The sequence below is a fragment of the Burkholderia sp. Bmkn7 genome (assembly GCF_041103175.1).
Taxonomy (GTDB): Bacteria; Pseudomonadota; Gammaproteobacteria; order Burkholderiales; family Burkholderiaceae; genus Burkholderia; species Burkholderia cepacia.
The window spans coordinates 1,176,117-1,187,937 of record NZ_JBGCUH010000001.1 but is presented as its reverse complement, the minus strand read 5'-3'; the positions used below and the strand labels follow the sequence as shown (position 1 = coordinate 1,187,937).

General features: G+C 63.8%; 10 protein-coding genes and 1 pseudogene. 8 read left to right on the top strand and 3 right to left on the bottom strand.

Features of this window, described 5'->3' with window-relative positions; all coding sequences use genetic code 11:
* Positions 1-118 precede the first annotated feature (118 nt).
* Together AB3K92_RS05330 and AB3K92_RS05325 are read left to right on the top strand one after the other, a co-directional pair.
* Positions 119-1,084, top strand: coding sequence for an enoyl-CoA hydratase/isomerase family protein (locus AB3K92_RS05330; protein WP_369464580.1), 966 nt, complete (start codon positions 119-121; stop codon positions 1,082-1,084).
* Between the two features lie 149 nt (positions 1,085-1,233).
* Positions 1,234-1,380 carry a DUF3096 domain-containing protein gene (locus tag AB3K92_RS05325; protein ID WP_192387762.1) on the top strand — a complete coding sequence of 49 codons (147 nt, stop codon included), beginning with the start codon at positions 1,234-1,236 and terminating at the stop codon, positions 1,378-1,380.
* Between the two features lie 99 nt (positions 1,381-1,479).
* On the opposite strand, the gene AB3K92_RS05320 is transcribed toward AB3K92_RS05325, so the two are convergent.
* Positions 1,480-3,288 carry an alkaline phosphatase gene (locus AB3K92_RS05320; RefSeq protein WP_369464579.1) on the bottom strand — a complete coding sequence of 603 codons (1,809 nt, stop codon included), beginning with the start codon at positions 3,286-3,288 and terminating at the stop codon, positions 1,480-1,482.
* A 252-nt stretch (positions 3,289-3,540) separates the two neighbouring features.
* On the opposite strand from AB3K92_RS05320, the gene AB3K92_RS05315 reads away from it, so the two are divergent.
* Positions 3,541-6,027, top strand: coding sequence for an AsmA family protein (locus AB3K92_RS05315; RefSeq protein ID WP_369464578.1), 2,487 nt, complete (start codon positions 3,541-3,543; stop codon positions 6,025-6,027).
* Here the strand turns inward: AB3K92_RS05315 and AB3K92_RS05310 are convergent.
* Positions 6,018-6,313 (bottom strand): annotated as a pseudogene (locus AB3K92_RS05310) (DUF6687 family protein); the annotation flags it as partial. The gene AB3K92_RS05315 and the pseudogene AB3K92_RS05310 sit on opposite strands and share 10 nt — an antisense overlap.
* Before the next feature lie 377 nt (positions 6,314-6,690).
* On the opposite strand from AB3K92_RS05310, the gene AB3K92_RS05305 reads away from it, so the two are divergent.
* Positions 6,691-7,617 carry a LysR family transcriptional regulator gene (locus AB3K92_RS05305; RefSeq protein WP_042973685.1) on the top strand — a complete coding sequence of 309 codons (927 nt, stop codon included), beginning with the start codon at positions 6,691-6,693 and terminating at the stop codon, positions 7,615-7,617.
* A 380-nt stretch (positions 7,618-7,997) separates the two neighbouring features.
* Complete coding sequence (locus tag AB3K92_RS05300; RefSeq protein WP_225723211.1) at positions 7,998-8,237, top strand: LuxR C-terminal-related transcriptional regulator; 240 nt, start codon at positions 7,998-8,000, stop codon at positions 8,235-8,237.
* A gap of 36 nt (positions 8,238-8,273) precedes the next feature.
* Here the strand turns inward: AB3K92_RS05300 and AB3K92_RS05295 are convergent, their stop codons facing one another.
* Positions 8,274-8,699, bottom strand: a complete 426-nt coding sequence (locus tag AB3K92_RS05295; RefSeq protein ID WP_021157713.1) for a thioesterase family protein — start codon at positions 8,697-8,699, stop codon at positions 8,274-8,276.
* Positions 8,700-8,908: 209 nt separating this feature from the next.
* Between AB3K92_RS05295 and AB3K92_RS05290 the strand changes: the two genes are divergently transcribed.
* From AB3K92_RS05290 to AB3K92_RS05280, 3 genes are read left to right on the top strand one after another with little or no spacing between them, the layout of a single operon-like run.
* Positions 8,909-10,009 (top strand): 3-deoxy-7-phosphoheptulonate synthase, encoded by a 1,101-nt coding sequence (locus AB3K92_RS05290; RefSeq protein WP_021157711.1) that lies wholly within the window; start codon positions 8,909-8,911, stop codon positions 10,007-10,009.
* A gap of 11 nt (positions 10,010-10,020) precedes the next feature.
* Entirely contained in the window at positions 10,021-11,280 is a 1,260-nt protein-coding gene (locus AB3K92_RS05285; protein WP_021157710.1) for a Rieske 2Fe-2S domain-containing protein, read from the top strand.
* Entirely contained in the window at positions 11,281-11,814 is a 534-nt protein-coding gene (locus AB3K92_RS05280; protein WP_027792273.1) for an aromatic-ring-hydroxylating dioxygenase subunit beta, read from the top strand.
* The last annotated feature ends 7 nt before the right edge of the window (positions 11,815-11,821 follow it).

Sequence of the window (11,821 nt, the reverse complement as noted above, 5' to 3'; positions counted from 1 at the left end):
GCAGTGACATGGGGACCGCCGCGCCAGGGGATTGCAACTGCGTTACTTGATGCCGCCGCGGATTGCGAGCCGGGCGCGGCTCTGCCGAGGCGAGATGAAACCAACCCAGGAGTCTGCCATGTCGACTATCTCTCGACGTACCTTCGTCCAGTCAATCGGTGCCGCCACATTCGCGCCCGGTGTGTTGCTCGCGTCTTCGGAAGGGGGCGCTGCTCCCCAACCGTCCGCGCCATCACAAGGGGGAGGCGGAAGCTATGACGATTACAAACATATCCGGGTTACCCGCGATAGCGGCGTCGCCACGGTTACCCTGGACTATCCGCCGCTGAATCTGCTCGACGAGGTTCTCTCGGAGGAATTCGACTCGCTGACCCGGCTGCTGGAACAAGATGCGAGCGTACGTGTCGTTGTCCTGCAGAGCGCCGTGCCGAAGTTCTTCATTGCTCACTCGGGCCTGCACCGTGTCGGCTCGGCGCCGAAGACGACTTCGAATACGCGCACCTTCCGCCTGACACAGATGCTTGGCGAGCGCTTGCGCAACATGCCCAAGGCCGTCATCGCGAAGGTCGAAGGGATCGCCCGCGGCGGCGGCTGCGAAATTGCGCTGGCCGCGGACATGTGTTTCGCCGCGATTGGCGAAGCCGTGTTCGGTCAGCCGGAGGTCGTGTGCGGGCTCGTCCCGGGCGGCGGCAACACGCAGCGCCTGCCGCGGCGGATGGGACGCGCCCGCGCCCTCGAGGTACTGCTGGCCGGGGAAGACTTCTCCGCGGAGCTGGCCGATCACTACGGCTATATCAATCGTGCATTGCCGGCCAGGGAACTGGGCCCGTTCGTGGACAAGCTGGCACGCCGCATCGCGACGTTCCCGCCCTCCACGATTGCACACCTGAAGCGGTCCGTGGACATGGGGTCCGACGTTTCCTTCTCCGAAGGCTTGTTGGTGGAAGCGCACGAGGCCGATCTTTGCGTGGCCAACGAAGCGATACATGCGCGTGTGAAGGCGATACTCGCAGCCGGGGCCGAGACCTACGAAGGCGAACTCCACTTTCCGGACCTGTCCGCGAAGCTGCCCCCCGCTGATTGAGCGATCTGCGCGGCTCCGGAAGAGCGTGCGCCGATTCGACGACCCGACGCGGCACGCGTCGAGCCAGGCATGGAAATCGCTCCTATACGTGGATCAGCGTCGCACCGACGCACGTCTGATTTCGCGATCCACTGTCAGGAGGCCGCGCCATGCACGCATTCACGAACTGGAGCCCATTGGTTTCGCTGATCGCCGGGATTCTCATTCTGGTGGTACCGCGCTTGCTGAATTACATTGTTGCGCTCTACCTGATCATCATAGGGTTGCTCGGGCTTTTCGGCGGACATTTCCACTGACGCGTCGCGTGGAACGGCCCTGTGCATGACCGCACGGGGCCGCTAGCTCGAGTTTCCGGAGACACGCAATGCCGCCGGGAAACGGCGGCGCGTCGGAACCTACATGTGCTCGACGCGTACCTCGACTGAATCCCTGGGCACGGTCAATCGCGTGCGGCCAAGCAAAGCATCCGCGGGCGCGGTGCCGTCCGGGTTCAACGGCTTCATCTTGTTGAACGTGACGGAAAAGGTGTCCCGCGTGACCGTGGCCGACGCATAACCCTGCGCGTCGTGGTCGGCGTGGCACAGATCGGGGTTGTTCGCCATCAGGAAGCGGTCGAGTCTGGCAGGCGTCGCCGCGATGGACGCGAGCGGTGTGCCGTTCCATGCGGCCTTCAGGCAGGAATAGAAGGACATGCTGCTGATGCCGGCGCAGACGAAATCGACGATGACCGGCACCCCCGTCGCGGGATCGGGATCGTCCCGCACAACGCCGCACTGAAATGCGTGCAGGTCTCCTGTGATCGCGACGACGTTACGGATCCCGTGCTCCTTCAAGTAGGCGAGCAGTTCGTGCTTGTGCGCGGGATAACCGTCCCATGCGTCGCAATCGACCACGAGGCGGGCTCCCGGTGTCTGGGGTGCACCCGGCATCACGAACCACAGACGGTTCAACATCACCTCGTTGCCCCATACCTTCCAGGTTGCCGGCGAGTCCTTCATCGCGGCTTTCCACCATTGCGTCTGCTCCGGACCGAGCAGCGACGGCGGGCGGCCCAACTGCCGGGCAAGACGCGCCTCGTCGCGTTGCAGTCCATCCTGCTTGACGAAGTAGCGCGAGCCGGCCGCATCGTCTCCGTGCACCGGGTCGTGCCCGTGCGCGCGCGCGATAGCCGCTTCGCTCACGACATGGTCGTCGCGATACAGCCGCTCGTCCGTCATCACCAGATGCATCAGCATGCCGAAACGAAAATCGCGGTAGATGCGGATATTCGTGTACGACGGATTGTCCGGCTCGAAGCGCACGTCGCCCCAATCCACCGGCATGTACTCTGCCCACGCGCGGCTGGCGTTGCGCCGCCGCCGGGTTTCCTGTCGCTCCTCGTTGGTGTAGACCTGATGATCCTGCCAGCAATCGTCGGAAAATTCGTGGTCGTCCCAGATCGCGATCATCGGCAGGCGCTGGTGCAGTGTCTGCAAGCGCGAATCGGTGCGATAGGTGCGATAGAGCGTCCGGTAGTCGTCGAGCGAATCGGCATACGCGCGGCCGTCCGCGAGCCGCTTGCCGTCGGGCAGATGCAGCGGGGAATGCGCCGGCTCGGCCTGGCCGGGGGGAGAGGTCCCGACCGTTTCATAGATATAGTCACCCACGTGCACGACGAAATCGAGATCGCGTTCGGCGGCCATCAGCGTCATCGCCTGCCAGTGGTTGACGCTCCAGTCCTGACAGGTGAGCCACGCGAAGCGAACCCGTTCGTTGGCCTCGCTGGCCTCCGGTGCCGTGCGCGCGACACCGGTCATGCTGACGTCGCCGCCGGCGACGAACCTGTAGTGGTAGGTCGTCTTCGGCGAGAGTGCCGCCACCTTCGCGCGCACGGTGAAGTCGTAGATGGCCAGCGCCCTCAGCGGTACGCTGGCGACGAGCGTCGAGAAATCCGGCAGCGTCGAGACTTCGAGTCGTAGCGGGACCGCGCGCGCGGCACTTCTTGCATCGTGCTGCTCGCTGCTGGATACCGGCACGCAGCGTGTCCAGAACACGATGGAGCGATCGCGCGGATCGCCGCTTGCGACACCTTGCGGAAATCGACTGGTGTTTTTGCGCACGGTGCTGCCCGGCAGGTCTGCTGGTGAAACGTCGTGCGGGACGGCAGCAGCGGCAGCCGCAATGGTAAAAAAGGCCGACGACTTGAGGAAATGGCGACGATCCATTGATCCTCCCGATCGCATCCCGCGGATGCAGGAAGCACTGCAGCAGGTGTCCGCTGCTCTCGCTCGGCAAGCGTGCCGGCGTTACGCAGCGAGGACAGATAGCGCAGTCGATCTCGAACCTTACTGCGTAGATCGACGCCTGAAAAGTCGTAAGAACCCCATTTCGAAAGCGTGCATGCGACCTCGCAAAAGGCCCCTGTATTCAGGAACACGAATTGCTGGATACGGTGCAGCAAACTCGGGGAGGGAGCAATGCGCATTGGCCACACCGTCGGCAAGGTGGCCGCGTGGCTTGCCGTCATCGTCATCCTGGCGCTTGCCGCGCTGGTCATCTTCATCGTCACGTTCGACTGGAATCGAGCCCGGCCGTGGATCGATGACAAGGTGTCGGACGCAATCGGACGACAGTTCGCCATCAACGGCGATTTGCGTATCGATTGGCGTCGGCCGATGAGCGAGCAAGGCTGGCGTGCATGGGTACCGTGGCCGCGATTCAGCGCACACGATGTCACGATCGCCAATCCCGATTGGGCGCGCACGAAGCATTTCGTCGCGCTGGACATGATCAGCTTCGAAGTCGAGGCGCTGCCGCTGATCGCACGCCGCATCGTGATTCCGGCAATCGACCTGGTCAATCCGTCCGTCGATCTCGAGCGCATCAAGGACGGGCGAGTCAACTGGACGCTCAAGCTCAAGCGGCCCGCGCAGCCGGGCCGATGGACGCTCGACCTGCATCAGATCGCGTTTGCCCAGGGTCATCTCGGCTACTACGATCAGCAAAAGCAGTTCGATCTGAGCGCCGTGGTCAACACGCTTGGCCAGCCGATCCCGTTCGACGCGGTGGTGAAGCAGCAGCAGGCGTTGGCGCAACACGAATCGGCACGAGCCGTCGGCCCGGCAGGTCAGAAAAAGCTCGCGGCCCAGGCGCGCTCCGGCCCGGCGCAACCGGTGGTGCCGGCGTCGGGTGCCGAGGCGGCGTCCCGCGCATCGGCCGCGGCGTCGCAAGCGTTGGCTGCTGCTTCGCATGCTGCGGCGACGACATCTCGCACCACGATAGGCCCGGCTGCATCAGGCCCGTCGATGGCATCGAGCGCGCCCGCAGCGCCCGCATCGGGCGCAACGGCTTCGGCGATAACGAGTGCATCGACGGGCGCAGCACCCGCGGCACCCGCGGCCTCTGCCGGCGTCGGCACGTACACGATCGGCTGGACCGTCAAGGGGACTTACAGGAAAGGCGCGGTCGCCGGCACGGGCAAGATCGGCAATGTGCTGGAGTTGCAGGGCGCACAACACCCGTTTCCGGTTCAGGCCGATTTGCGTTTCGGCGATACGCACCTGGCGCTCGTCGGCACGCTGACCGATCCGGCTCACCTGGCGGCGGTCGATCTTCGACTGTGGCTCGCGGGCACCAGCATGGCCAAGCTGTATGACGTCACGGGCATCACCCTTCCCGAAACCGCGCCTTATGCGACCGACGGCCGACTGGTCGGCCAGTTCCGGGCGTCCGGCAACGTCTTCAAGTACGAGGACTTCACGGGACGCGTCGGCGGCAGCGACATCAACGGCTCGTTGGCGTACGTTTCGCGCGAACCGAGGCCGCTCTTGTCCGGTACGCTGGTGTCGAGGCTGCTGCAGTTTTCCGACCTTGCGCCGCTCATCGGCGCCGACACGAATGCCAGCAAGGCGCGGCGGGGCGCCGCCGTCGCGCAGCCCGCGAACAAGGCATTGCCGGTCGAGGCATTCCGCACGGACCGCTGGAAGAAGATCGACGCCGACGTTCGATTGACCGGGCGACGCATCGTCAAGACTGCGAGCCTGCCGATCACCGACCTGTCGACCCACGTCGTGTTGCATGACGGCGTGCTGACGCTCAACCCGCTGAACTTCGGCGTCGCGGGGGGCACGCTTGCTTCGAACATCCACCTGGACGGCAGCGGCATGCCGCTCAAGGGGCGGTTCTCGCTGCAGGCGCGACATCTGAAGCTCAAGCAACTGTTCCCGACATTCCCGGTGATGCAAACGGCGCTCGGCGAGGTCAACGGCGATGCCGCGCTGTCGGCCACCGGAAATTCGCCGGCGGCGCTCGCCGCGACTTCCAACGGGGAAGTGAAGACCTTGGTGACCGACGGCACGGTGAGTCTCTTGCTGATGGAAGCCGCGGGGCTGAACGTTGCAAACGTGGTGTACGAGAAATTGTTCGGCACGCGCGACGTCAGGATCAACTGCGGTGTGGCCGACTTCGTGGTCACCAACGGCGTGCTCGACTCGCGCGTATTCGCGCTCGACACCGAGGATGCGGTGATCGGCATGGATGGCAACGTGAACCTGCGGGACGAGACCATGAATCTGACGATCCATCCCCATACCAAGGGATTCCGGGTGATATCGCTACGCTCGCCGCTGTACGTCACCGGGACCTTCAAGCAACCGCACGTCGGGGTGAAGGCGGGCGCACTGATCGCGCGTGGCGGTGCCGCGATCGGGCTGGGTTTGCTGAATCCGCTCGCCAGTCTGCTCGCGTTGCTGCAGCCGGGCCGCAGTCGTTCGTTGCCGTGCGGGCAGATGCTGGCCGACATGGAGCAGCGCCCGACGGCGCCGCCGCCTGGCGTCCGACAGGGAAAGAAGGCTGTCCCGGCGTACATGAACGCGCCGCTGGCTGCTTCTGCCGCTTCCGCGCCGGCCGGTGCCGAACCCGGGCACTCGACGCGGGGGACCCGGAGTTCCTCTCATGACCGGTAACGCCACGTGCGCGGTCCGTTCCCGCGCTCGGCCGCCTCGAGTATACGCGCGAGCATCGACAGATCGCGCAGGGGGCGCGGCGATTGCGATACGCGCGTGACCCAACCCTCGTGGCGCTGATGAATCGCGACGTCGTCGTGTGCGACTCGTGCGCGCGCCGACAGCGGGCCCGGTTGCGGAATCCGATGGGCGACAAGCCGAAGTAGCGTGGCGACGCGCGCCCGCGAAGCGCGGCCGATGCAGGTAGCCGGAACACCGCGAGATCGCGTTCGGGATGCCGTTCGATTTGCGTGCCCTGTCGATTCCCGGCCGCCAGCAGGGCACCGCATCGACCGAACGCAGGCGCGCCGCGTCGACCCGTGACAACAGGTTCCTGCTTGCCTTGCCGTCACCCGGTGTCTGCGGCCGATATGGACAGGGGGCGGCGTCGAATGGCGGTTGAGATCGAATCGCGTGCGGTGCACAATCCGGAAACAGAATGACATCGCGCAAACGGGCCGTCTCGCTTCACGTATTCCGCGCTCGATGACGGATGGAACGCCGTGCCGGCGATCGACCGGCGCGGTTGTCCGTCATCGTGCGCTGCGCGGATATCACGTCGAATTCGCGGTTCCCGTTAATCGTCAATCCAGGCCGGGTCCCGATCGGCACGAGTTGAACAAGATGAATGCACCTGACCTCAATCTCCTGATTGTTCTGGATGCCTTGCTGTCCGAGAACAGCGTCGCGCGGGCCGCGGAGACGCTCGGCCTCAGCCCGTCGGCATTGAGCCGGTCCCTGGCCCGCCTGAGGGCCACGACGGGTGATCCGCTGCTCGTCAGGGCCGGACGCGATCTGGTGCCGACGCCTCATGCGCTTGAACTGCGAGTCCAGGTTCGCGCGCTCGTGGAAGGCGCGCAGGCCGTCCTGTGTCCGTGCAAGAACGCGGACCTCGGCGGGCTCGAGCGCACGTTCACGATCCGCGCCAACGAAGGGTTCGTCGATACGTTCGCGGCCGAACTGCTCGCGCTGGTGATGGAAACCGCGCCGAACGTGCGGCTGCGCTTCGCGCCGAAGCCGGACAAGAGTGTCGAGGCGTTGCGCATGGGGGCCGTCGATCTCGAGATCGGCGTGGTGGGCCATACGGGCCCCGAATTGCGTGTACAGGCGCTGTTCCGCGACCGCTTCATCGGCGTCGTTCGGGCCGGTCACCCGCTTGCGCGGGAGGAGGTCACGCCGCAGCGATATGCATCGTTCGGCCATATCAGCGTGTCGCGGCGGGGGCAACTCAGCGGTCCCATCGACAACGTGCTTGATACGCTGGGGCTGCAGCGAACCGTCGCGGCGATCGTGTCCGGTTTTCCCGCCGCATTGTCCCTGGCGCGCGACTCGGATTTGATCGCCAATGTTCCGGAACGGCAGACCGGGAAATCGCGGGGGGGAATGTTCAGCTTCCCGTTGCCGGTGCTGACTGCCACGTTGACGGTTTCGCAAATATGGCATCCGCGCTTCGACAACGACCCCGCGCATCGCTGGCTGCGCAGCTGCCTGCGGCGTGTCTGCGCGACCCAGGCGCCGTCGTTGTACGATGTCGGCGCACCTGAACCATGACGGTGCACACGTCACGTTCGCGCGCGTCAACTGCATGAATACATTGAGCGTGACGCATCTTCCGCGCGGGATTGCAACTCGGTATGCTCAACCTTGTCCGATTGCTGCGTCCGGCGTAATTAATCCGTATTGCATTGTTTCGTTCAATGCACTTTGATCCGCGATTGTTGCCCGATCGTTGCTGATAATGATCCCGGGCGACGCGAGCGGCACATGGCCGAATCGCGTGCATTACTGGCTTAATAAATAAAGAAACAGGCTGGTGCTTTCGCACCAAGCACTGTCGTTTGCGCTTTCGAGGGCTGAACAGGATGATTCACGCTTCGCAGGACGGGCGTGCGCCGAGTCGGCCGGCATGGTTAATTGTTCTGGAGATGAGAATGACTCGGTTGGCATTGAACATGACACCCCCCACTGCGGTCGCGTTGAGCACGAGAGAGTGTGAAGTATTGAAATGGGCAGCCGAAGGGAAGACTGCCTATGAGATAGGCATGATTCTCGGATTGACCGAACGTACGATCAATTTTCACATTTCACGCTCCATTGCCAAGCTGGATGCTTCGAACAAGACAAACGCGGTCGTGAAAGCCGTGCTGATGGGCCTGATCGTATTCGTTTAGAAAGGACCCGGGGCGCCCGCCCCGGGAAGCCGTTTGTCAGATCGCGCCCTGGAACGCCAGCACGCGCGCCTTGAACTCTTCGGGAACCGGCATCGTCGCATTGCTCGCATAGTCGAACATCACGTGCGTCGACTGCGCGCGGGCAACGATCGCGTCGTCGCCGGCCGCGCCGTTGTCCCGCATCATCAGGTGTTCGAGTTCGAAGCTCTTCGAGCCGAAACGGGTAATGCTGCTGCGTACCGTGATCGTATCCCCGTACTGGGCGGGCTTCAGGTACTCGCACGACGTCTTGACCATGATGTGCGGCAACTTCTCCGAATACGGCAGCTCCAGCAGGTCGTGCATGAACGTCAGATATGCGTGCTGAAGGTAATCGTAATAAACGGGGCTGCTGACATGCCCGAGTCCGTCTGTCTCCCGGTATTTAACTGTAATTTCAGTTTCATAATGATTTTTCGTCATGTGTATCTCCATGTGAGAGTGCGAGGTGCAATGGCGCATGTCCTCGCGATGAAAATAAATTGAATCTGATGGTTTTAGATACTGTAAAAAATAGCAGATTGAGGAATTCGATTGGCGACTGAGATAAATGACAGTCGCCAATCGAATTTGATAAAGCTTTAATTGACCCCCGTGAGTTTCGTATTGTCGAATCGAAATCGGAGAGTCAAGTGGAACAGCCTCATCTGAAAGGGACGGCGGCGGTCACCGGGGCAATGCAACTGCGCGGCGAGTTGCATGCCGACGCCGCGACCACTCGCGTGGTACGGGGCGCCCAGCGCGCACTCGCCCGCATCCTCGCGGGCAGGGACGATCGCCTCGCGTTGATCGTCGGGCCGTGCTCGATTCACGACACGGACGCCGCGCTCGAATTCGCACGCCGGCTCGCGCCGCTGCGGGCGCGTTACGCCGATACGCTCGAGGTCGTGATGCGCACGTACTTCGAAAAGCCCCGCACCACGGTCGGCTGGAAGGGGTTGATCAACGATCCGCTGCTCGACGGAAGCTATCGCGTCGACGACGGGCTGCGTCTTGCGCGTCGCCTGCTGCTCGACGTCAACGCACTCGGCATGCCGGTCGCGACCGAGTTTCTCGATCCGCTCACGGCGCCCTACCTCGACGATCTGGTGTCCTGGGGCGCGATCGGCGCACGCACGACCGAGTCGCAGATTCACCGGCAGATCGCATCCGGCCTCGATGCGCCGATCGGCTTCAAGAACGGCACCGACGGCAACGTGAAGATCGCGATCGACGCGGTCCGCACGTCGCGGGCCGCGCATCACTATCTCCGTCCGCGTGACGAAGGCGGGCTCGAGGTCGCGTCCACGCGGGGCAATCCGAATACGCACATCGTGCTGCGCGGCGGGCGCGTGCCGAACTACGACGACGTCAGCGTGACGGCCGCCTGTGCGGCGCTGCGCGATGCGCAGTTGCCGCCGCACGTCGTGATCGACGCGAGTCACGGCAACAGCGGAAAGCAGACGCGTGCGCAAATCGCCGTCTGCGAGAACGTGGCCGGGCAACTGCGCGACGGGCAGCGCGCGATTGCCGGCGTGATGGTCGAGTCGTTTCTCGTCGAGGGGCGGCAGGACATCGTGCCCGGCCGGGCCTTGACCTACGGGCAGAGCGTGACGGACGCCTGTCTCGGCTGGGAGGACACGGTTGCACTGATCGAGCTGTTCGCCGCCGCGGTTGCGTCGCGACGGCGGTCCCGAGTCGGCTTTCTGGTACCGGGTGTTCCGGCCGGCACCGTACAAGCCATTTCTTACTGAAAGGAGCTTTCTTGAACTCACCCATCGATATCGCACACGCGCTCGACTGGAAGGGGGACGGCGCAAGCCGGACACCGTTCGAAGCCTATACGAGCGATGCGCTTTACCAGCGCGAACTGGAGCGTTTGTTCTATTCGAAACACTGGTGTTACATCGGCCTCGAGGCGGAAGTGCCGTCTCCCGGCGATTTCCAGCGCACCGAAGTCGGCGAGCGTTCGGTCGTGATGACGCGCACCGAGGACGGCGAGGTGGTCGTGTTCGAGAACGCCTGCGCGCATCGCGGCATGCAGTTCTGTCGTGAACGCGCGGGGAACGCGAAGGATTTCCACTGCCCGTATCACCAGTGGAACTACGACCTGAAGGGCAATCTGGTCGGTGTGCCGTTCCGGCGCGGCGTGCGGCAGAGCGGCAAGATCAACGGCGGCATGCCGCCGGATTTCGATCCGAAGAATCACGGGTTGCGGCGGCTGCGCGTGTCGACGCGCGGCGGCGCGGTGTTCGCGTCGTTCGACCAGGACGTCGAGTCGTTCGAGGATTTTCTCGGTCCCGACATCCTGCGCTATTACGACCGCCTGTTCCACGGGCCGAAGCTGACCGTGCTCGGTTATACGCGCCAGCGCGTGCCGAGCAACTGGAAGCTGATGGTGGAGAACATCAAGGATCCGTATCACGCGGGGCTCCTGCACACGTGGTTCGTCAATTTCGGGCTGTGGCGCGCGGACAATCCGGCCCAGCTGGTCACCGACGCGCATCACCGTCACGGCGCGATGATCTCGATCCGCAGCGGCGGGGGCGGCGGCGAGGTCACGCACAACGTGACGAGCTTCAAGGAGCGCATGACGCTGAACGATGACCGTTTCCTCGACGTCGTGCACGAGCCGTGGTGGGGCGAGCCGACCGTCGTGATGTTGACGTTGATGCCGAGCGTGATCATCCAGCAGCAGGTGAATGCGCTGTCGACCCGGCGCATCCGCCCGGTCAGCCCCGGCGTGTTCGATTACGTCTGGACGCACTTCGGATTCGAGACGGACGACGAGGACATGACGCGCCGGCGGCTGCGCCAGGCCAACCTGTTCGGGCCGGCCGGCTTCGTTTCGGCGGACGACGGCGAAGTGATCGAATGCGTGCAGCAGAGCTTCGAGCAGATCCAGCACGGCAACGTATACAACGAGCTCGGCGGCCGCGAAGTCGACGAGCGCACCGACCACATGGTCAGCGAAACGCTCGTGCGCGGCATGTACCAGTACTGGCGCCACGTGATGGAGGCATGAATGACGATTTCATCCGCATTGGCCGACGCACGGCCCGCGACGCGCGGCACCGGAACGGTTGCGGCGACCTTCGCCGATTTCTACGGGCTCGTGGACCTGAACGCGCGCTATGCGTCCGCACTGGATCGCGGCGACTGGGACGCGTGGCCGGAATTCTTCGAGGAGGACTGCACGTATCAGCTGTTGCCGCGCGAGAACCATGAACGCGACTTCCCGCTTGCGCTGCTCGCGTTCGAGAGCAAGGGGATGCTGAAGGATCGCGTGTACGGCATCAAGGAGACGCTGTTCTACGACCCGTATTACCAGCGCCACCTGATCGGCACGCCGCTCATCACGTATCTCGACGAATCGGTCATCGAGGCCGAGACGAACTACGCGGTGCTGCGTACCAAGAGCGAGCAGATGAGCGACGTGTACAACACCGGCCGTTATCTCGACCGGATACGCCGCACGCCGCACGGGCTGCGTTTCGAGTCGCGCATCTGCGTGTACGACAGCGAGATGGTGCCGAATTCGATCATCTATCCGATCTGAGGAGGCG